The 20,868-nt window shown below is 64.9% G+C and carries 23 protein-coding genes; 12 read left to right on the top strand and 11 right to left on the bottom strand.

Translation table 11 applies throughout. The features are described 5' to 3' along the window. Positions 1-120: 120 nt before the first annotated feature. A complete protein-coding gene (locus CH275_RS01995) occupies positions 121-1,371 on the top strand; it encodes a fatty acid desaturase family protein (protein WP_094674720.1) in 1,251 nt (416 codons plus the stop codon). A gap of 58 nt (positions 1,372-1,429) precedes the next feature. Here CH275_RS01995 and rsgA read toward each other — a convergent pair whose 3' ends face one another. From rsgA to ybaK, 3 genes are read right to left on the bottom strand one after another with little or no spacing between them, the layout of a single operon-like run. After that, entirely contained in the window at positions 1,430-2,464 is a 1,035-nt protein-coding gene (rsgA, locus tag CH275_RS02000) for a ribosome small subunit-dependent GTPase A (protein WP_179275922.1), read from the bottom strand. After that, positions 2,416-3,732 (bottom strand): 3-phosphoshikimate 1-carboxyvinyltransferase, encoded by a 1,317-nt coding sequence (aroA, locus tag CH275_RS02005; protein WP_094674722.1) that lies wholly within the window; start codon positions 3,730-3,732, stop codon positions 2,416-2,418. Before aroA ends, rsgA begins: the two co-directional genes overlap by 49 nt. Before the next feature lie 6 nt (positions 3,733-3,738). Further along, on the bottom strand, positions 3,739-4,230 hold the full coding sequence (gene ybaK / locus CH275_RS02010; RefSeq protein ID WP_094674724.1) for a Cys-tRNA(Pro) deacylase: 492 nt from the start codon (positions 4,228-4,230) through the stop codon (positions 3,739-3,741). A 123-nt stretch (positions 4,231-4,353) separates the two neighbouring features. On the opposite strand from ybaK, the gene CH275_RS02015 reads away from it, so the two are divergent. Then, positions 4,354-5,103: a sigma-70 family RNA polymerase sigma factor gene (locus tag CH275_RS02015; protein WP_373453668.1), complete on the top strand. Its 750-nt coding sequence runs from the start codon at positions 4,354-4,356 to the stop codon at positions 5,101-5,103. Further along, a complete protein-coding gene (gene rsrA, locus CH275_RS02020) occupies positions 5,100-5,396 on the top strand; it encodes a mycothiol system anti-sigma-R factor (RefSeq protein WP_094614266.1) in 297 nt (98 codons plus the stop codon). The genes CH275_RS02015 and rsrA overlap by 4 nt, the downstream gene beginning before the upstream one ends. Before the next feature lie 71 nt (positions 5,397-5,467). On the opposite strand, the gene CH275_RS30330 is transcribed toward rsrA, so the two are convergent. Then, entirely contained in the window at positions 5,468-5,542 is a 75-nt protein-coding gene (locus tag CH275_RS30330; protein WP_370878772.1) for a 50S ribosomal protein bL37, read from the bottom strand. A 119-nt stretch (positions 5,543-5,661) separates the two neighbouring features. Here CH275_RS30330 and CH275_RS02025 point away from each other — a divergent pair, with 119 nt between their 5' ends. Together CH275_RS02025 and CH275_RS02030 are read left to right on the top strand one after the other, a co-directional pair. Continuing rightward, entirely contained in the window at positions 5,662-5,877 is a 216-nt protein-coding gene (locus tag CH275_RS02025) for a biotin/lipoyl-binding carrier protein (RefSeq protein WP_094674728.1), read from the top strand. A gap of 21 nt (positions 5,878-5,898) precedes the next feature. Beyond that, a complete protein-coding gene (locus tag CH275_RS02030) occupies positions 5,899-7,377 on the top strand; it encodes a sensor histidine kinase (RefSeq protein WP_094674730.1) in 1,479 nt (492 codons plus the stop codon). Between the two features lie 111 nt (positions 7,378-7,488). Here the strand turns inward: CH275_RS02030 and CH275_RS02035 are convergent, their stop codons facing one another. Then, positions 7,489-7,743 (bottom strand): WhiB family transcriptional regulator, encoded by a 255-nt coding sequence (locus tag CH275_RS02035; RefSeq protein WP_032366305.1) that lies wholly within the window; start codon positions 7,741-7,743, stop codon positions 7,489-7,491. Between the two features lie 265 nt (positions 7,744-8,008). Beyond that, a complete protein-coding gene (locus CH275_RS02040) occupies positions 8,009-8,962 on the bottom strand; it encodes a diacylglycerol/lipid kinase family protein (RefSeq protein ID WP_094675280.1) in 954 nt (317 codons plus the stop codon). Between the two features lie 126 nt (positions 8,963-9,088). On the opposite strand from CH275_RS02040, the gene CH275_RS02045 reads away from it, so the two are divergent. Then, entirely contained in the window at positions 9,089-9,520 is a 432-nt protein-coding gene (locus CH275_RS02045; RefSeq protein WP_094674732.1) for a hypothetical protein, read from the top strand. A gap of 9 nt (positions 9,521-9,529) precedes the next feature. On the opposite strand, the gene CH275_RS02050 is transcribed toward CH275_RS02045, so the two are convergent. Both CH275_RS02050 and CH275_RS02055 read right to left on the bottom strand, forming a co-directional pair. Further along, positions 9,530-10,006 (bottom strand): GNAT family N-acetyltransferase, encoded by a 477-nt coding sequence (locus CH275_RS02050; RefSeq protein WP_094674734.1) that lies wholly within the window; start codon positions 10,004-10,006, stop codon positions 9,530-9,532. Next, entirely contained in the window at positions 10,003-10,644 is a 642-nt protein-coding gene (locus CH275_RS02055; RefSeq protein WP_094674736.1) for an acid phosphatase, read from the bottom strand. The genes CH275_RS02050 and CH275_RS02055 overlap by 4 nt, the downstream gene beginning before the upstream one ends. A gap of 191 nt (positions 10,645-10,835) precedes the next feature. On the opposite strand from CH275_RS02055, the gene CH275_RS02060 reads away from it, so the two are divergent. Next, complete coding sequence (locus CH275_RS02060) at positions 10,836-12,302, top strand: DHA2 family efflux MFS transporter permease subunit (RefSeq protein ID WP_094674738.1); 1,467 nt, start codon at positions 10,836-10,838, stop codon at positions 12,300-12,302. Between the two features lie 59 nt (positions 12,303-12,361). Further along, complete coding sequence (locus CH275_RS02065; protein WP_094674740.1) at positions 12,362-13,156, top strand: ParA family protein; 795 nt, start codon at positions 12,362-12,364, stop codon at positions 13,154-13,156. A gap of 18 nt (positions 13,157-13,174) precedes the next feature. On the opposite strand, the gene CH275_RS02070 is transcribed toward CH275_RS02065, so the two are convergent. Next, complete coding sequence (locus tag CH275_RS02070) at positions 13,175-14,416, bottom strand: Rv3212 family protein (RefSeq protein ID WP_094674742.1); 1,242 nt, start codon at positions 14,414-14,416, stop codon at positions 13,175-13,177. A gap of 9 nt (positions 14,417-14,425) precedes the next feature. Beyond that, positions 14,426-16,081, bottom strand: coding sequence for a DEAD/DEAH box helicase (locus CH275_RS02075; protein ID WP_094674744.1), 1,656 nt, complete (start codon positions 16,079-16,081; stop codon positions 14,426-14,428). A 304-nt stretch (positions 16,082-16,385) separates the two neighbouring features. Here CH275_RS02075 and CH275_RS02085 point away from each other — a divergent pair, with 304 nt between their 5' ends. Together CH275_RS02085 and CH275_RS02090 are read left to right on the top strand one after the other, a co-directional pair. Continuing rightward, positions 16,386-17,117, top strand: a complete 732-nt coding sequence (locus CH275_RS02085) for a ferritin-like fold-containing protein (RefSeq protein ID WP_094674748.1) — start codon at positions 16,386-16,388, stop codon at positions 17,115-17,117. 131 nt (positions 17,118-17,248) lie between these two features. After that, complete coding sequence (locus CH275_RS02090; RefSeq protein WP_179275923.1) at positions 17,249-17,476, top strand: DUF3107 domain-containing protein; 228 nt, start codon at positions 17,249-17,251, stop codon at positions 17,474-17,476. Between the two features lie 73 nt (positions 17,477-17,549). Here the strand turns inward: CH275_RS02090 and CH275_RS02095 are convergent, their stop codons facing one another. Then, positions 17,550-18,203 carry a TetR/AcrR family transcriptional regulator gene (locus tag CH275_RS02095; protein ID WP_094674752.1) on the bottom strand — a complete coding sequence of 218 codons (654 nt, stop codon included), beginning with the start codon at positions 18,201-18,203 and terminating at the stop codon, positions 17,550-17,552. Between the two features lie 395 nt (positions 18,204-18,598). Here CH275_RS02095 and CH275_RS02105 point away from each other — a divergent pair, with 395 nt between their 5' ends. Both CH275_RS02105 and moeZ read left to right on the top strand, forming a co-directional pair. Continuing rightward, entirely contained in the window at positions 18,599-19,579 is a 981-nt protein-coding gene (locus CH275_RS02105) for a DUF3152 domain-containing protein (protein ID WP_094674756.1), read from the top strand. A gap of 93 nt (positions 19,580-19,672) precedes the next feature. Then, positions 19,673-20,839: an adenylyltransferase/sulfurtransferase MoeZ gene (moeZ, locus tag CH275_RS02110; protein WP_094674758.1), complete on the top strand. Its 1,167-nt coding sequence runs from the start codon at positions 19,673-19,675 to the stop codon at positions 20,837-20,839. Positions 20,840-20,868: the final 29 nt, after the last annotated feature.

Consider the following 20,868-nt stretch of genomic DNA (forward strand, 5'->3'; position numbering starts at 1 on the left):
GTCACACAGATTTCAAGCCGTAACCTACGCGACCGTAACTTACGATACGGTAGGTGACGGAATTGCATATGGCCTGTTGATACGAGCTGTGTGTTCACGACTGCCAGGAGGTTTTTTCCCATGGCGATTACGGACGTCAAAGAATATGCGCATCTGACCGACGCGGATATCGAGGCGTTGGGCCACGAGCTCGATGCGATCCGACGCGACATCGAGGCGTCCCGCGGCGAGCGCGATGCGCGGTACGTCAAGAACACGATCCGTCTGCAACGATCACTCGACATCGGCGGACGCGCCGTGCTGTTCGCCAGCCGTCGTCGTCCCGCGTGGCTCGTCGGCACTGCCATGCTCGGGGTCGCCAAGATCATCGAGAACATGGAACTCGGACACAATGTCATGCACGGCCAGTGGGACTGGATGAACGATCCCGAGATCCACTCCACGTCGTGGGAGTGGGACAACACGGGTCCGTCGGCGCACTGGAAGCAGACGCACAACTACATCCATCACAAGTACACGAATGTGCTGGGTATGGATGACGACGTGGGCTACGGCCTGCTTCGGGTCACCCGCGACCAGCGGTGGAAGCCCTTCAACATCGGCAACCCCGTCTACAACCTGCTGCTGCAGCTGTTCTTCGAATACGGCGTTGCGCTGCAGCACCTCGAACTGGGCAAGGTCGCCAAGGGACGTGTGCCCCGCGAGGAGTTCGAGCAGAAGCGGCGCGAGGTGCTCGAGAAGGTCGGCAAGCAGATCGGCAAGGACTACGTCCTGCATCCACTGCTGACCGGTCCCGCCTGGAAGAGCACGTTGACGGCGAACATCGTTGCCAACATGATCCGCAACGTGTGGACCAACACGGTCATCTTCTGTGGTCATTTCCCGGACGGTGCCGAGAAGTTCACCAAGTCCGACATGGAGGGCGAGACGCAGGGGCAGTGGTACCTGCGTCAGATGCTCGGCAGCGCGAACTTCAACGCCGGCCCGGTCATGGAGTTCATGAGTGGCAACCTCTGCTACCAGATCGAGCATCACCTGTTCCCCGACCTCCCCAGCAATCGCTTGCGGGAGATCAAGGTTCGGGTGCTCGAGCTCGCAGAGAAGTACGACCTGCCGTACACGACCGGTTCGATCGTGCACCAGTACTTTCTGTCGTGGCGCACCATCGCGAAGCTCTCGCTGCCGAACAAGTACTTGAAGGCGACGAGCGACGACGCCCCCGAGACGGCGTCGGAGCGCAAGTGGGCCGATGCACCCGTCGGTCTGTTCACCGTCGACCCCGAGACCGGTAAGCGTCGCGGCCTTCGTACCGCCATCGCAGAAACCAAGAAGCGCAAGGGAATTCGCAAGCTGGTCGGTTCGGCCGCGTAAGCGTCCTCGACTGCGAGCACAGCCTGGTCGCAACCGACTCCTCGAACGGAGTCGGTTGTCACCAGGCTTCGTTCGTTCGAACGGCTTCGAGGAGCAGACGCACGGCGGCGACGCGTCGAGCTGCATCACCGGTGAGGGTGTCGAGCGCGCACTCGGGATCCGCCGGAGGTCCGAGGTGGGTGCACCCTCGTGGGCAGGTCTCGATCGTGTCGGCCAAGTCGGAGAACGCGGCGACGACGTTCTCGGGGGAGATGTGCGCAAGTCCGAACGATCGAATGCCAGGCGTGTCGACCACCCAGCCGCCTGCGGGCAGCGGCAAGGCCACCGACTGCGTCGAGGTATGACGGCCCTTTCCGACGCCCGAGACCACTCCGGTCGCGCGATAGGCGTCGGGGACCAACCTGTTGACCAGCGTCGACTTTCCGACGCCCGAATGCCCGATGAGCGCCGTCACCTTGTCGGTGAGCATGGCGGTCAGCTCCGTGAGGTCCTCGGACTGACCGGCCAGTACCACCGGTACGTCGAGATCGGCGAACGCCGCGGTGAATTCCTCGGGGTCGGCCAGATCGCTCTTTGTCAGGCACAGGACGGGTTCGAGTCCACCGACGTACGCGGCCACGAGCGCGCGTTCGACGAAGCCGGTGCGAGGTGGCGGGTCCGCGAGCGCCGCGACGATCAGCAGCCTGTCGGCATTGGCAACCACGACGCGCTCGAACGGATCGGTGTCGTCGGCCGTGCGCCGCAACACCGTGCGTCGCTCGGCCACGCGTACTATCCGGGCCAGAGTGTCGACCTTGCCCGACAGATCTCCGACGATGCCGACCTCGTCGCCGACCACGATCGGAGTTCGACCGAGCTCGCGGGCGCGCATGGTCACGACCGGCCGAGACGGGTCGCCGCCGAGGACGCAGCCCCATCGGCCGCGGTCCACCGAGACCACCATGCCCGCTTCGGCATCGTTGTGTTCGGGGCGAGTCTTGGTGCGCGGACGTGAACTCTTGCCCGGCCGGATCCGGACGTCGGACTCGTCGTACCGACGCGCGGTCAGGAGCCGACCCCGCTGGGTGTCGAAGCGGACAACATTGCGTCCCACAGCTTCTCGAAGCCGGGGAGGGTCTTGGCGGTGGTGCCGATGTCGTCTACCTCGACGCCGGGGACGCGCAGTCCGACGATCGCGCCCGCCGTGGCCATGCGGTGGTCGGCGTAGGAGTGCCAGACTCCGCCGTGGAGCGGCACCGGATCGATTCGGATGCCGTCGTCGGTTTCGACCGCGCGGCCACCCAGCCGAACGATTTCGGTTGTCAGCGCCGCGAGGCGGTCGGTCTCGTGACCTCGCAGGTGGGCGATTCCGCGCAGAATCGACGGTCCCTCTGCCAGAGCGGCGAGCGCCGCGACGGTCGGGGTCAATTCGCCGACATCGTGCAGGTCGAAGTCGATGCCACGCAACGTATCCGGGCCCTCGACAGTCAGAACGCCTGCGGTGAGGTCGACCCGAGCGCCCATCAGCGCGAGGATCTCGCGGAAGACGTCACCGGGCTGGGTGGTCGACTCCGGCCAATTCGGAACGCGCACACGACCTTTCGATACAGCCGCCGCGGCCAGGAACGGGGTGGCGTTGGACAGGTCGGGCTCGATGATCCACTCGATCGGTGCGACCGGGCCCGGGTGCACCCGCCAGGTGTTCGCGTCTCCACCGGTCTCGGGGGTGTCCACGCGCACTCCGGCCCGCCTCAACATCTCCACGGTCATGTCGATGTGCGGCATGGACGGAACGGGCTTACCGGTGTGATGGATTTCGATTCCCTCGTCGAATGCCGAGGCCGAGAGCATCAGACCGGAGACGAACTGCGAGGAGCCCGAGGCGTCGATCTCGACGGATCCCCCGCGCAGCGAGCCGGTGCCGTGCATCGTGAAGGGCAGCGCGCTGCCCTCGATCTCGGCTCCCACTGCTCGCAGTGCGTCGAGGATCGTGTCGAGTGGGCGGATGCGTGCCTGCTCGTCGCCGTCGAACGACACCTCGCCCTGAGCCAGTGCGGCCAGTGGGGGCACGAAGCGCATCACGGTGCCCGCCAGCCCGCACTCCACCGCCCCGCCGCGCAGCGGTGCCGGATCGACTCGTAGCGACGTTCCGTCGTCGTCCGCGGGGACGATCCCGACCCCCAGTGTTGTCAATGCATCGATCATGAGGTCGGTGTCCCGACTGCGGAGGGCCCCGGTGATCGTCGACGAGTCGGATGCGAGCGAGGCGATGATCAGCGCACGATTGGTGATCGATTTGGATCCGGGCAGAGTGACGGTCGCGTCGACGGGCGCGACGGCGGCGGGGGCTGTCCAAGTGCTCACGCGTCCATCTTCGCTCATTCGGTGTCAGCGCGTGGCGATGGGAGCGGTTGTGGCGCGGGTGAGCTTGACGAGATCGGCCGGTGCGAGTTCGATTTCCAGTCCCCGGCGACCTCCGCTGCACAGAATCGTCTCGAAGCCGAGGGCCGAGTCGTCGATCGCGGTGGGTAAGGACCTGCGTTGGCCGAGAGGGGAGATACCACCGAAGACGTACCCGGACGACCGCTCGGCGACAGCTCTGTCGGCCATCGTGATCTTCCTGGTGGACAAGGCGGCTGCCGCGGCCTTGAGCGAGAGCATCGCGGTGACGGGGACGATCGCCACCGCCAACGACCGATCGGCACGTTCGACGACGAGTGTCTTGAAGACCTGCTCGGCGCGGACGCCGAGCCGTTCGACCAGAATCTGTGCAGCCTCCTCGCCGTAGGACTGCGACCGAGAGTCGTGCTCGTACGAATGCACGGTGTGATGGATCTCGAGCGCGTTGAGCAGGGCCAGAGCGGGTGTGGACGCAGCCATCCAACGGACTCTAGCGACCGCGCGGGAACACGGCGGAAGCGAGCTGTGTTGTCTATCGACAGATACGAATGCAGGCGGAAGGAACGACGAATGGCAGTGCTGACCGCGGGACGTCCCCTCGCGATGAAGGGGGTGATCTCTTCGCAGAAGTCGACTTCGGGCGCGGTAGCCTGGGCGGTGGAAGCTATCGAAGGGATCAGCGTGACAGAAGCCAGCAATCCCGTCGCTGCAGTGGACGACGAGAAGGCGATCGCGGAGCAGAGGGCGGCCGAGACCGAGGCGGAGCTGACCGAGCGCTTCGAGCGCGACGCCTTGCCGATGCTCGATCAGCTCTACGGCGCAGCTCTGCGGATGACGCGTAACCCTGCCGACGCCGAGGACCTGGTGCAGGAGACGTTCGTGAAGGCCTACTCGGCGTTCCGGTCGTTCCGTGAGGGGACGAACCTCAAGGCGTGGCTGTATCGAATTCTCACCAACACCTACATCAATTCCTACCGCAAGAAGCAGCGTCAGCCCGCTCAGTACCCGACCGACGAGATCAGCGACTGGCAGCTCGCCGCCACCGCCGAGCACACCTCGACGGGGTTGCGTTCGGCCGAGGTCGAGGCGCTGGACGCGCTGCCCGACGACGACATCAAAGCAGCGTTGCAGTCTCTTCCCGAAGAGTTTCGGATGGCGGTGTACTACGCCGATGTCGAGGGTTTTCCCTACAAGGAGATCGCCGAGATCATGGGTACACCCATCGGCACGGTGATGTCGCGCCTGCACCGTGGACGCAAGCAGCTGCGCGGATTGCTTGCAGGTGTGGCGCGTGAGCGTGGATTCAACCGGGACGGCGCAGTCGACCGGCACGAGCAGGAGGTAGTCCAGTGACGGGCACCGGAAGCACCGACGGAGACGAGCAGTTCGAGCGACTCGACTGCTCTGCGGTCATCGCCGACGTATGGGTCATGCTCGACAACGAATGCGACGAGGCCAGCCGATCCCGCCTCCAGAAGCACATCGACGAGTGCGGGTCGTGCTTCGAGGCCTACGGCATCGAGGAGAAGGTCAAACGGCTGATCTCCCGAAAGTGCGGGGGAGACCAGGCACCGGCCGGGCTGCGCGAACGACTCAGTGTCGAGATTCGCAGGACCGTGCTGATTCGCCAGACCGACTCCGAGTAGTCACAGGTCGAACAACGACGAGGGGCCGAGAAGCAACTGCTTCTCGGCCCCTCGTGGCTTGTGGCAAACCGTCAGCTGTTCGGACGTTTGCCGTGGTTGGCCTTGTTGCCCTTACGGGCACGCTTCTTCCGTCCACGCTTTCCCATGATGGGCTCCTCTCGTTTGTTCACTACAGTCTCCCACGTGTGATTGGCTTACTGTGACGGGCCTGGCCTCCGGAGGGTGGTCGGCGCAGTTCGTGGTGACGTGAGAGAGGGGTTCGCCGGTGTCCGAGGACGTTCGTGCGGAGATGGTGTCCACGGTGTTTCAGGTGGTCGTGGCCCGAGGCGACGCAGTCGAGGTCGGTGACACCCTCGTGATCCTCGAGTCCATGAAGATGGAAATTCCCGTGCTGGCCGAGTCGGCGGGCACGGTCACGTCGGTGGACGTGGCAGTCGGTGACGTCATCCAGCAGGGCGACCTCATCGCCGTCGTATCCTGAGCAACGGTCACGTGAGATCTCGTGTCGACCCTCAGTGATCTGCTGGCCGAACACACGGACCTTCCCGGCGTCGCCGTCGACCATCTCCAACGTGTCGTGGGGGAGTGGCAGCTGTTGGCCGATCTCTCTTTCGCGGACGTCCTGCTGTGGGTCGGCACCGACGACGTCACCGATGGGACTGCCGACGTGCTGTGTGTGGCCCAGTGCCGGCCGACCACCGCGCCGACGGTGTTCACCCACGACATCGTGGGCACGACTATTTCCGAGTCCGAGCATCCGGATGTGATGGTCGCTCTGCAGCAACGGGAGATCGTCCAGGGCGGAGTCCTGACGCGCAGCGAAAGCATTCCGGTGCGCTGCGGCGAACACGTGATCGCAGTGCTGACACGCGACACCAACCCCGCGCAACTTCGGCCTCCGAGTGCCCTCGAGGTGGCCTACCGAGAATGCGCGGACGACCTCTGCCTGATGATCAGCGAAGGGACGTTTCCCACGCCCGAGGAGCGCACCGATGTGAACTCGTCTCCCCGAGCGGGCGACGGGTTCATTCGCGTCGACACCGAAGGGCGGGTGGACTACGCCAGCCCCAATGCGCTCTCGGCCTATCACCGAATGGGGCTGACAACGGAACTGTCCGGTCGAGACCTGGCGTCGGTCACCCGTTCGTTGGTCACCGATCCGTTCGACTCGCAGGAGGTTGCCGACCACATTCGGTCCTCGCTCAGTGGCAACGTGGGGCATCGAATGGAGGTCGATGCCCGCGGTGCCACCGTCCTCGTTCGCACGTTGGCTCTGCAGCCCCGTGGGCGGTCGGCAGGTGCGGCGGTGCTGATCCGCGACGTCACCGAAGTCAAACGACGCGATCGTGCCCTGCTCAGCAAGGACGCGACCATCCGGGAAATCCACCACCGGGTGAAGAACAACCTGCAGACGGTCGCAGCGCTGCTCCGACTGCAGTCGCGTCGACTGGAGAACGAGGAAGCTCGCACAGCGTTGTCGGAGTCCGTTCGTCGAGTGACGTCCATCGCGTTGGTGCACGAGATGTTGTCCATGTCGGTGGACGAGGAAGTGGACCTGGACGAGATAGTCGATCGACTGGTGCCGATCATGCTCGACATCGCAACGGTCAATCCGCGGGTACGCGTGGCCCGTGAGGGAAAGCTGGGAGTGTTCTCCGCAGAGCGGGCCACACCACTGGTGATGGTTCTGACCGAACTGGTGCAGAACGCGATGGAGCACGGTTTCGAGGCCGGATCGGCCGGTGTGGTCCGGATCAGCGCCGACCGCTCCTCGAAATGGCTGGACGTGGTCATCCACGACGACGGACGCGGATTGCCTGCCGGGTTCTCCCTCGAACGATCGGATGGGCTCGGATTGCAGATCGTTCGGACATTGGTCTCGGTGGAGCTGAACGGATCGCTCGGTCTGCACCCGGCTGCGGGCGGGGGTACCGACGCGATGCTGAGGGTCCCACTGGGACGGCGTGCGCCGAGGCTCTGACTCACCGTTCGATGAACATCGGGTAACGCGTTCCGAGTGTCCGCCGCACCGAAAAGACCCGGTCTCCGCGTGTGCGGGGACCGGGTCCTGTCGACTTGTTGCGTGAGCGTCCTAGACGGAGCTGCGTGCGCGTGTGCGTGCATTGCGTCGCTTCAGTGCACGGCGCTCGTCTTCACTCATTGCACCCCATACTCCTGCGTCCTGGCCGGATTCGAGTGCCCAGGACAGGCATTCAGCGGTGACGGGGCACCGAGTACAGACGACTTTGGCATCGGCGATCTGCGCGAGCGCCGGACCACTGTTTCCCACCGGGAAAAATAGTTCCGGATCTTCATCGCGACAAATAGCCTTGTGGCGCCAGTCCATCCTCTGCTCCTTACCGGGCGCCGAAGCGCCGTTTCGTTTCTCTTCTGTTCACGAGTGGGTAACCAATGTTTCCGCACTGTTGCTTGTGAATGCTTTCACGAACTCAGGTGAAGTCAAGGGATACGCGCGTGACCGTGGTCAAGCTCACTCTGTTAGGCTCGCTTTAGCCTTCTGCGCTCCTTTGTACCCCGAGCTGAAAGATTTCGCTCGTGTTTCCTGGGAAACAGCGCGTCCGGCGGACTCCTACGGCCCCGGCGACCACGCGTCACGCGCTCGGGGCGACGACTTCCAACGCGTCGGGAGTGGAGAAGAACTCTGCTTCCGTGCGCTCGCCCAGGTAGTCCCCATCCATCTGCAAGCCAACCGGCTCCAGCGAGGAAATTCGGACACTCGGAACGTCGTCAATCCGAATCAGCTTGCGAGACTTGGGTTCCGCTCCCTTGGCCAACAACTGACGCGACACCCGTAGCGTGGGGAAGAGCGCAGTCGAGCGCATGGCGAACACCCCGAGGCCCGAGTCGAAACCTGTGCCGGGATTGGTGTGCACCGGCCGCTGGTTCAGATACGTCCACGGACTCGAATTCGACACGAACGCGTAATGCACCCCGTCGAACGAATCCCGCCCGGGAACCTCCACCGTCAACCGAGCCGGCCGACGCTTGTGCTTGAAGAACTCCTGCACCGCCGACCGCAGATAACGCGTCGCGGACACCGGCTTGCCGTCCTTGCGACTGGCGTCGATCGCCCGACACACGTCGGCATCCAGACCCATGCCCGCATTGAACGTGAACCAGCGGTTGTCGCAATGTCCAAGCCCGATCGTCCGCCGCGCCCGCGCATCGAGCAGCCCGATCAACTGATTCGTCGCCGCGACCGGATCCGCCTCGATTCCGAGGGAACGCGCGAAAACGTTCGCGCTGCCACCCGGAACGACCGCGATCGGTGGAATCGCACCGATCGTCACCGCCTGCATCGACGTCGGCAACGGCACCCCGAGCAGACCGTTGATCACCTCGTTGACCGTGCCGTCACCACCGTGCACGATCACCAGACCCATCCCGTCCTCACGGGCACCCCGAGCAAGCTCGGACGCATGATCACGATGGGTCGTCTGCGCAACCGTCACTCGCACCCGACTCGACAAGGCATGAGCCAGCAGATCCCGAGCCGCTGCCGTCGTAGAAGTCGCATTGGGATTGACGATCAGCAGCGCACGCACGAGCACTGACACTACTGGGTCGTACGGCAGGCTCCACCCCGGTCACCCGGGTCGTTCCGCAGGCTCCACTCTTTTTCTTCCGGGTCGTTTCGCAGGCTCCACTCTCGCGTTGCCTAGGCTGGTCGCGTGCCCACCACCACACCCGAGAATCTCACCCCGCCGTCGACGTTTCGATCTGCCGGGATACTCGTGGCAGCGGAGGGCGTGGCGTCGTTGATCGCCGCATTGGTCCTCGTCGTCCGAGCGGTGTCCGGCGAAGGGGACAACGCGGTCGCCAACGGTTACGGCACCGCCGGGTGGTTCGGGGTGCTGGGCGTCGGGGTCGGAGCTGCGGGAGTCGCCCTGATTCTCGGCAAACGCTGGGGCAGAGCCATCGCCACCGTCGTGCAGCTACTGCTTCTACCCGTCGTGTGGTCGCTGCTCACCGGATCGCACCAGATCGCCTACGGCATCGCTCTCGGCGTGGTGGTCCTCGGGGTGCTCGTGCTGCTGTTCAGCCCGCCGTCCTCGCAATGGATGGCAGCCGAATACAGCGACGTCGACGACGAGCTGGGCTGAGCGGGACCGTCAGCCCGCCTGCGCGGCGAGTCGGGCCAGCGCGACATCGGCCAACCGAAAAGTCGTCCACTCGTCCTGCGACTCCGCTCCCAGCGATCTGTAGAAGCCGATCGACGGGGTGTTCCAGTCCAGAACGGACCAGGTCAGCCGCGTGTAGTCGTGGTCGACGCATTCGGCGGCCAACGCCGCGAGCAGCGCGGTTCCGAACCCTCCTCCGCGCGCGGCCGGTTGCACGTAGAGGTCCTCGAGATAGATTCCGTTGACGCCGTCCCACGTCGAGAAGTTCAAGAACCAGAGCGCACAGCCCACCACAGTCCCCTCGTGCTCGGCGACGTGTGCGAACACCGACGGTTGCGCGCCGAACAGCGCCGAACGAAGCTGCTCGTCTCGAACGGTGCACAGCGGGGACGACTTCTCGTAGGCCGCGAGTTCGTGCACGAGTGCGGTGATGGCCGGAACATCGGCCTCGGTGGCGCGGCGGATCATCGTCGGTCTTCTTTGGGTGCGGACGCTGCGGTGAGGATCGAAGGGTGCACGTTGTGCGCGACGAGCTGGCGGAACGAATGCTCGAATCCGAGCAACGAGTACGCGGCGGGCGAGAGGGCGAATCGCTTCCCCTCGGTGACCGGGGCCTCGGTCCATCCGGCGATGAGTGCGCGAGAGAAGTGGCCGTGGCCGACCAGTACGACGTCGCGACCGCTCAGTAGCGGGAGTACGACCGAGAGCACGAGTTCCACTCGCACGGCGATGTCGCCGATCGACTCACCGCCAGGACACGGATGCGTCCACACGGTCCAGTGCGGCACCGTCTCGTGGATCTCCGCCGATGTGATGCCCTCGTAGTCGCCGTAGTCCCACTCCGACAACGCATCCCACGTTCGGTCGATGTGCAGGCCGGCGAGATCGGCGGTCCTGCGGGCCCGCTCTCGCGGGCTGGTGACGACCAAGGGATCGCGCAGCTTCAGCAGTCGGAGGAGTGATCCGGCGTCGACGGCCTGCTGCTCGCCGATGCTCGTGAGCGGGACATCGGTGTTCCCGGTGTGTTTGCCGGCGAGGGCCCATTCGGTTTCTCCGTGGCGGAGCAGAACAACTCTTCCGGCCTCGACGCCGCCGTGTGTGGTCATGACACGATCATGCCCGTCGTAGCGATGTGGCCTTTGTCATAGGTGCCGTGTGGATGTGTCCGAAAATGCCATTGAGCACAGACCTACCGGACGGTTACTCTCGGTGCGAATCTTCACCGTCCCGGGCGACACGTCCTCGCCCTCGCGCGCCCTCGCCGGCCTCGCAACTCCTTCTCACGACCTGGAGAACCATGACCGACCTGCAGAAGCCCGCGTCGTCCGATGCGCCGGAGAAGCTCGACGGCGCGTTGCTGAAGATCGCCGGGGTCGTCGTGCTCGGGGCGATCATGTCGATTCTCGACGTCACCGTCGTCAGTGTCGCGCTCCGGACGTTCACCGACGTGTTCGACACCACCTACGCCAACGCGGCGTGGACGATGACGGGCTACACGCTCGCTCTGGCGACCGTCATACCTCTGACCGGGTGGGCTGCCGATCGATTCGGAACCAAACGCCTCTACATCACCGCGCTCGTGTTGTTCGTTCTCGGTTCGGTGCTGTGCAGCTTCGCCTGGGACATCACCTCCCTCATCGTGTTCCGAGTACTGCAGGGTCTCGGCGGCGGCATGCTGATGCCGCTGGGTATGACGATCATGACGCGCGCTGCCGGTCCAGAGCGGATCGGTCGGGTGATGGCCGTATTGGGTGTTCCGATGCTCATCGGTCCCATCGCAGGACCCATCCTCGGCGGCTGGCTGATCGAAGCGGCGAGCTGGCACTGGATCTTCCTCATCAACCTGCCGATCGGCATCATCGCGTTGATCGCCGCCGTGGTGATCTTCCCCAAGGACAACCCGACTCCGTCGGAGTCCTTCGACTTCCGCGGCATGCTCATGCTCTCGCCGGGTCTCGCGCTCTTCCTCTACGGCGCATCCTCGGTGGTCGAAACCGAAACCGTTCTTGCGGTGAAGGTGCTGGTTCCGGTCATCCTGGGACTGGTGTTGATCGTTCTGTTCGTCTTCCATGCTCTCCGTGTCGAGCATCCGCTGATCGACCTGCGGCTGTTCAAGAACAGGTCGCTGTCGGTGGCCGTCATCACCACGACACTGTTCATGGTCGCCTTCATGGGCGCAGGTCTGCTGTTCCCGAGTTATTTCCTGCTTCGCGGCGAATCCACTCTGACGGCGGGGCTCCTGCTCGCCCCGCAGGGCATCGGCGCGATGATTGCTATGCCGATCGCCGGGGTGATCGCCGACAAATTCGGTCCCGGCAGGATCGTGCTGGTGGGCATGGTGCTCATCACCGCGGGCATGGCGGTGTTCACGCAGGTCGGAACCAGCACGTCCTACACCCTGCTCATCGGCGCATTGTTCGTCATGGGCCTCGGCCTCGGTTCGACGATGATGCCGATCATGACGGCCGCCTTGCAGACACTGACCGACGAGACCGTCGCGCGTGGTTCGACGTTGATGAACATCGTGCAACAGGCTGCCGGTTCGATCGGCACTGCCCTGATGTCGGTGGTGCTCACTGCTCAGCAGAAGCCCGCACTGACCGCCACCAGCCAGGCCGAGGCGTTCGACATCTCGGCCGGTGCCTTCGGTACCACCTTCATGGTGGCGTTGGTTCTCATCGTCGTGACGTTCGTTCCTGCGTTCTTCCTGCCTCGAACCAAGCACGTGAGCGAGGCGTCGGCGACACCGGTAGTGCTGCACTGACGCGCCCGAGAGGTGCCGAACCCTCGCTCATCCGCCGAATGTAGGCAAGGATCAGGGCCGTGACGACAATTCTTGCGGTAGCGAATCAGAAGGGCGGCGTGGCCAAGACCACCACGGTGGCCTCGCTCGCGGCAGCGCTGCACGCGCTCGACCGACGTGTCCTGGTGGTCGACCTCGACCCGCAGGGCTGCCTGACGTTCTCTCTCGGACACAATCCCGACAAGCTGGATTCCTCGGTGCACGAGGTGCTCACCGGCGACGCCAAGGTCGAGGACGTGCTGATCGAGACGGCGGAAGGAATTGTGTTGTTGCCGGCGACGATCGACCTCGCAGGCGCGGAAGCACTGTTGTTGATGCGCGCGGGTCGAGAATTCGCCCTCAAGCGCGCACTCGCCCCGATTCTCGAGGACTTCGACGTCGTCGTCATCGATTGCCCACCGTCACTCGGAGTGCTGACCCTCAACGGCCTCACCGCCGCGCAGTCGGTATTGGTACCCCTGCAGTGCGAGACTCTCGCCCACCGCGGAGTCGGACAGCTGTTGCGGACGGTGTCCGAGGTGCAGCAGATCACCAACCCCGATCTGACGCTTCTGGGTGCCCTTCCGACTCTGTTCGATGCCCGCACCACCCACAGCAGGGATGTGCTCGGTGACGTGTCGGACCGCTATTCGCTGCCGGTCCTGGCACCGCCGATCCCGCGCACCGTGCGCTTCGCCGAGGCCAGTGCATCGGGCGCGACCGTACTGTCGGGACGCAAGAACAAGGGCGCGCAGGCGTATCGCGAACTCGCCGAGAATCTGCTCGCGCACTGGAACAACGGAGCCGTGCTGAAAACCTACGATCCGGCTGCGTAGGAACGGCAACCGGTTGGATCAGCCGAGAGCGACCACGTCGCTGCCGCGCTGTTCGACGACAACATCGCCGATCACCGACGTCTGTACCGGACCGGCATAGTCACCGCGGTCGACCGGGATGTCGGCAGTCGTCGTTCCGGTGGCGAGATCGACCACCGCGATGGCGTCGGGCACGGGTACGAGCAACCGACCGGCCATGACCGATCCGCTACCGAGGGCTCCCGGGATGGACCAGACGGGTGACAGGCTGGTGGAATCGAGTGCCTGTATTCCCGTACCGGTGAACCAGGTGAAGACCGAACCGGCTTTCGTCGCAGTCGAATTCGACGAGTCGGTGATGGGGGCGAGTGCGTATTCGGAGATCCGTGCAGCCGTGTCGTCGTAGAGGCCGATCCGATCGGGTGCACCGTTCTCGGCTGGGATACGAAGCGCGACAACGCTTCCGGTGATGGCAATGATGCGCCCAGCGGTCGGTGAGTCCGGCCCGGGAACGAGTTCCGGCACCACCGTCGATCCGTACTCCTCGGGTTCACTCGCGTCCTTGGGTGCAGGATTGAGCAGAGACAATCGGGCCGCCGCTTCGCCGGGGCACTGCTCGAGCACAGCAGTACGCGAGTTCGTCGACGCCGAGGACAGAAGCGTGCATCCGGTCCGCGGCTGGCTGCCGGGATTGACCGGGGCGTCGACGCGACCGTATTCGAGGGTGCGCACCATGTCCGACCGCCACAATTCCATGCGGGTATCGCCCCTCGCGGTCACGTACGTGCCGTCGGACGCCAGGCGAATCGAATCGTCGGCGTCGGAGGTGCGTTGCGCTTTGCGCTCTCCGGTTGATCCGTCGAGCTCGGTCACCTGCGAACAGCCCCGGTCGTCGCGGTACACCGCTACTGCCGTGTTCCACGCCGCGACCACCGAGCACAGGGGGAGGTCGCGCGTGTACGACCAGGCCTGCGCACCGGACCGCGGATCGTGGCCGACGACGGCTCCTCCGTCGGCGGTCACCACCGAGGATCCGGTGACGACCGGGGCCGGTGTGCGTGTGGCATCGGTTGCCCCGCTCGGGGCGCGCCACAGTTCCGCCAGTGACGAGGGCACAGAGGGTGCGGGCTCGGCCTGCGGCAGCGGCTCTCCGGCCGATATCGACGTGGTACCGCGGGCATCGCCGGTCCACCAGGCAATGCTCGCGGCCACGACCACCACAATTGCGATGACGGCGGCGACGACGAGGTCGGTTCTCGTCCGACGTTCTGGAGCCAGCACGACGGGAGACTACTCCGAAGCGCTCGCAGTCGACGGTCCGCCATCGGCCGAGGATCCACTCGAGCGGCGACGCCTGCGGCGGCGCGGAGCGGTCTTGGTGACCGTGTCGGCCGACGACGAATCCGACGCGTCCGACTGCGTGGCAGCCGATGTCGCGGCCGGTGCGGACTCTGCGGAATCCGAGGAGCCGTCCGTATTCTCGCCGTCTTGCCCGGCGCGGGTGCGTCGGCGACTGCGTGAGCGGCGCGGCTTGCTCGGCGTCGATGCGTCGGCCGCCGGTGCCGAAGCGCTCGGCTCGCTGTCGTTCGACTTCTCGGGAGCATGCGACGGTGCCTTGCGTACCGTGCCGGTGGCGTCGGTGGCGATGCCGAGGTCGGAGAACAGATGGGGCGAGCTCGAGTAGGTCTCCATCGGATCCGGCATGCCGAGACCGAGTGCCTTGTCGATCAGCTGCCAGCGGGGGATGTCGTCCCAGTCGACCAGGGTGACTGCGATGCCGGTGCGTCCGGCGCGGCCGGTGCGACCGATGCGGTGCACGTAGGTCTTCTCGTCCTCGGGGCACTGGTAGTTGATGACGTGTGTGACGTCGTCGATGTCGATACCGCGCGCTGCGACATCGGTGGCCACCAGGACGTCGATCTTCCCGGTGCGGAACGCCTTGAGAGCCTTCTCGCGTTGGACCTGACCGAGGTCGCCGTGCACGGCACCGACCGAGTAGCCACGCTCGGCCAGCTCGTCTGCGACCTTCTGAGCGGTGCGCTTGGTGCGAGTGAACACCATCGTTGCGCCGCGGCCCTCGGCCTTGAGGACCTTGGCTACCATCTCGACCTTGTCGAGTGCGTGCGCCCGGTAGACGTGCTGAGCGGTGCGGTCGTGAACGGCGGAGGACTCCGCTTCCTCGGCCCGGATGTGCGTCGGCTGCGTCAGGAACGTGCGGGCAAGCGTGATGATCGGGCCGGGCATCGTGGCCGAGAACAGCATCGTCTGACGCTTGTCGGGCACCATGCCGAGGATGCGTTCGATGTCGGGAAGGAAACCGAGGTCGAGCATCTCGTCGGCCTCGTCGAGAACCAGTACGCCGACCTTGCCGAGAATCAGGTGGTTCTGCTTGGCGAGGTCGAGCAGGCGGCCGGGCGTGCCGACGACGACGTCGACCCCGTTCTGCAGCGCGCTGATCTGAGCCTCGTACGGGCGTCCACCGTAGATGGAGAGCACCTTGACGGGTCCGTTGGCACCGCTGAGGTACTTCGAGGCGTTCTCGAGATCGGAGCTGACCTGGACACACAGTTCGCGGGTCGGCACGATGACCAGGGCACGCGGGGTGCCGTCGAGCGGGGTCGTGCCCGAGTTCTCGGTGGCGAGTCGGTGCAGCAGGGGCACACCGAAACCGAAGGTCTTGCCCATTCCGGTACGTGCCTGACCGATGAGGTCGTCGCCCGCGATGGCGAGCGGCAACGTCAGCTCCTGAATGGCGAACGTGCGCTCGATTCCCATCTCGGAGAGCGCTCGAACGATGGAAGCATCCACATTCAGTTCGGCGAACGTGGGAGGTACGTGAGTGTCGTCCAGTTGCGCCGACAACGTCGTGTCGCCGGTCTCGGACTCTTGGTCGATGACTATCTTGCTCAGGGGACTGGCCTTCCTCGTGTTCGATCGTGCGCACAAGGAAGGGCACAGGCCTATTGCCGGCCGAAGTCGATGCCCTCAATCCGATGTGATGTCGCCGTCAGCCTCAGCGCGGCCACGGACTGCGATGTCCGCTGCGGCGAAGCTGTCGAGGCGACCCGGATCAGGTGCGCACACATTATCGATGACCATCGCGTTCTCTTCCGGTCCGTTCCATCGGTCCGCGAGCGACGATCGAGCACCATGGTAGCTTGCCGAACCCATTTCTCCATCGTCGGCAGGTCGTGGCAGGTCCGACGTGTGCCGCGGCGGGGCGTCGCGCACGGGACTACGATTGCCAGCCATGGGAGCCCATTCGTCGGAGCCGTCGTCCTCTGTTTCACCCACCACGCTCGTCGAGTCGCCCGGGTCGGACCGAGCCGTGCCGGCGATCGCGCACGATCACCCCGGTGTTCCCGACTTGTTCGCGGTGCTCGCCTACGGCGAGATCTCGGCGTTCTATCGTCTGGCCGAGGATGCCCGGATGGCACCGTCCATGGAGGGACGTGTGGCGCTGGCCAGCATGGCGGCGGCAGAGATGAGCCATTTCGAGACACTGGAGCGCGCTCTGTCCGATCGCGGCCTCGACGTCTACGCCTCGATGGCCCCGTTCGTGCGTGCCCTGGACGAGTACCACGCGTCGACAACCCCGTCGACGTGGTTGGAATCCCTGGTCAAAGCCTATGTGGGCGACGGTATCGCAGCCGACTTCTACCGGCAGATCGCGCACAGCCTCGATCCCGACGTCGCGGACATCGTGCGCGACGTGCTCGCCGAGACCGGCCATTCGGAGTTCGTCGTGCACGAAGTGTCCGAGCGCGTTCGGGCGAGCTCGCAGGACAAGGCGCGGCTGATGCTGTGGGGTCGCCGCCTACTCGGCGAGGCGATCACCCAGGCGCAATTCGTCCTCGCTCAACGGGAGTCGTTGACCGATCTCGTCATCACCGCCTCGGGTGATCTCAACGGAGTGGTCGCTCTGTTCGATCGCATGCAGGAACAGCACTCGGAACGGATGTCGTCGCTCGGGCTGGATTGACGCTCCCGATTCCGGTGTTCCCTGATAGCGCAGGGCGGTGTTCGCTGACAGCACAGGGCGTCGGGCGGCTGGGGCGACCCGGCTGCACTAGCCTGGCGTGAGCAGAGTTGTCGAGAGTTCGGAGGTTGACCGTGGAGGTCAAGATCGGTGTTTCGGAGAGTTCCCGTGAGCTCGTCGTGAACAGCACGCAGTCCCCGGCCGAGGTCGAAGCGCTCGTATCGACCGCCTTCGCCGGTAAGGACGGAGTGCTGTCGTTGGAGGACGAGAAGGGACGCAAGTTCTTGATCCAGGCCGCCAAGGTGTCGTACGTCGAAATCGGTCCGTCCGATGCTCGGAAGGTTGGATTCGCGACCGCCTGAGACGGCCGGGAAACGCGCCACACGCCCCTGACTCGAATCGAGTCAGGGGCGTGTGGCGTTCGCGGAGAAGGTGCTACGGGGACTGCAGGGGAACGTGCGACAGACCGCCCCACGCCAGCGAGACGGTGGTGTCGACTGCGTCTTCCTTGGAAATGGGTCGATCGGCTTCGAGCCAGTATCGCGCCGTGAACTGACTTGCACCGACCAGACCGACGGCCAGGACGCGGGCCCGATACGGATCGAGGCCCGAGTCGTGCGCGACCAGATCGAACACGGCGTCGACGCACGCTTCGGTCGCCTGCTCGACGCGGGCGTTGACCTGGGGATCGCCCATCAGGTCCGACTCGAAGACCAAGCGGAAGCCCTGGGTGTCGGTGTCGACGAAGTCGTAGAACGCGAGCACTGCGGCGCGCACACGTTGGCGGTTGTCGGTGGTGGAACGCAGGGCCTGACGCACTCCCGCGATGAGGGTGTCGACGTAACTCTGCAGTACCGCCAGATACAGCTCCAGCTTGCCGGGAAAGTGCTGGTACAGGACCGGCTTGCTGACGCCTGCGCACTCGGCGATCTCGTCCATTCCGGACGCGTGATATCCGCGGGTGACGAATATTTCGCTCGCGGCGGCGAGCAGTTGCGCCCGACGGGCATCGCGCGGCAGCCGTGCGCTGCGCCGATTGCCGGTGGTGGCCGGCCGGTCCGAGGACCTCCGGTCGTCGAGATCTGTCATGAATTCTTGTCCCATCCGCGTCGACAACTGCGCTCGTCTTGGTTCGACAACGAGCGATCCGGCATGAACTCCCGGCGTGTGGCCGTCGGTTCGGACCGCTCGTAGCGCAGATCACGCGCAACGATACTCGTGGCCACCGGCACCATCGGGATCCCGGGGGATCGTCGGCGGAAAGTCGCAATGCGGATCAGATCGAGGGGTTTGTTTGTACGATGTTTCCGTACCGAAAACCCGATAGTTCCGCTGTAGGTGTCGGCGTGCCGAGCGGCGCGCGGTGAGGATTGTGAGATCGTGATCGAGTGACTGACCGAGGCGGGCCGCGTATCCGCGGTGGTGTGCAGTCGGACGGCGTCGACGATGGGTACGACGGTCGGTCGGATGATTTTCCACGCACTGTGGGCAGTCGTGGATCGCATCAACCGCTCCGTGCGCAGTGGGATCCCACGCAACGCGAGGTCAAGCAACGCAGTCGTCGACCGGAGCGGGACATCCGCAAGCAGAGCAAATTGGGAAAGTTCGCCTCGGCCTACGGCTGGCGGGCCTACGCGGTTCCGATCCTGATCGTGGTGACCGCGCTCGTCGTCTTCGACGCGGTGCGTACCGGTGAGCCGATCGCCGGCACTGCGGCGCAGAGCACCGATGCCGATCCCGGGTTCGGTGCCTTGAGTTCCGACACGTCGGGTACTGGAATCATCGGCGTCCCGCCGCAGGCCGATGGCAACTTCGCGTCGTCCATCTCGTCCGGTGAGCTTCCGGACGGCGGTCCGTTCGCGGTCCAGGGTGCGGGAACATGGCACACCGTTGCCGGCACCACCGAACAGGTGGGTCAAGGTACCGAGCGGGTGTTCACTTACACGATCGAGGTCGAGGACGGTGTCGACACGGTCGGATTCGGTGGCGACGAGTCGTTCGGCCGGCTGGTGGATCAGACCCTCGCCAATCCGAAGAGCTGGACCAACGACCCGCGGTTCGCGTTCCGACGAATCGATCAGGGCGACCCTGACTTCAGGATCTCTTTGACGTCGCAGATGTCGATTCGGCAGGCCTGCGGTTACGACATCCAACTCGAGGTCTCCTGCTACAACCCCGGCATCGAGCGAGTGGTGCTGAACGAACCGAGATGGGTGCGCGGGGCGATCTCGTTCCAGGGCGACATCGGCTCGTACCGGCAGTATCAGATCAACCACGAGGTCGGCCACGCGATCGGCTACCAGCAGCACCAGCCGTGCGAGACCGACGGTGGCCTCGCTCCGGTGATGATGCAGCAGACCTTCGGGACGTCCAACGACGACATCGCGCGCTTGGACCCGGCGGGCGTCGTACCGATGGACGGCAAGACGTGCCGCTTCAATCCGTGGCCCTACCCGCGAGGCTGATCGGCTGGGTCCAGGACGGGCCGGGGGATTAGATTCGAACGTGGCGCGCCGGGTCACCGGTCGCCGTGTCGAGTCGAGGAGCGTCGCTGCGTCGTGGTCCATCTACCCCCACTGGTCGAACCCGCAGGCGAGCTCACTCCCGAGGATGTCGCACGCTACAGCCGTCACCTGATCATCCCCAGCGTGGGAACCGATGGTCAGAAGCGGCTCCGCAATGCTCGGGTGCTCGTCGTCGGTGCCGGGGGACTCGGGTCGCCTGCCCTGCTCTATCTCGCTGCTGCGGGTGTGGGGACGCTGGGCATCGTCGAGTTCGACGACGTCGAGCTGTCCAATCTGCAGAGACAGATAATCCACGGCCGGTCGGATGTGGGTCGCTCGAAGGCAGACAGTGCCAAGGACTCGATTCTCGAACTCAACGACGGCGTCGAGGTGGCGCTGCATCGCGTTCGACTCGACGCGTCCAATGCTCTCGAGCTCTTTCGGCAGTATGACCTCGTTCTCGACGGAACGGACAATTTCGCCACTCGATACCTCGTCAACGACGCGGCGGCCTTGGTGGGCATCCCGTACGTGTGGGGTTCCATCTATCGATTCGAGGGCCAGGTCTCGGTGTTCTGGGACGGTGCCCCCGGTGGCGCGGGCATCAACTACCGCGATCTGTACCCCGAGGCGCCGCCGCCGGGCATGGTGCCCTCGTGCGCCGAAGGTGGGGTGCTGGGGGTTCTGTGCGCGTCCATCGGGTCGATCATGGTGACCGAGACCATCAAGCTGATCACCGGAATCGGCGAGACGCTTCTGGGGCGACTGATGATCTACGACGCGTTGGCGATGAGCTATCGAACAGTGGGTCTGACGCGCGATCCACATCGGACGCCCATCACAGAGCTGATCGACTACGAGGCTTTCTGCGGAGTCGTCCCGGCCGTCGAATCGACAGGGGAGGAGGTCTCTCCCGTGCAACTGCAGGCGATGTTGCAGTCCGGGAACGAGGTTGCCCTCATCGACGTACGTGAGCCGGTGGAGTGGGACATCGTCCACATCGACGGCGCCCGACTGATTCCCAAGGACCGAATACTCTCCGGGGCGGCGATGGCCGATCTGCCGCAACATGTCCCGATCGTGCTGTACTGCAAAACCGGCATCAGGTCCGCGGAGGTCCTCTCTGCTGTCGTCGGTGCCGGTTTCTCGGACGCCACCCATCTGCGGGGCGGAATAGTGGAGTGGGCCAAGCAAATAGACCCCGGTTTGCCCATCTACTGAGCCGGTGCGTGTGTGCGCGTCGTCCGCGG

The organism is Rhodococcus sp. 06-235-1A, assembly GCF_002258785.1.
Classification (GTDB): Bacteria; Actinomycetota; Actinomycetes; order Mycobacteriales; family Mycobacteriaceae; genus Rhodococcoides.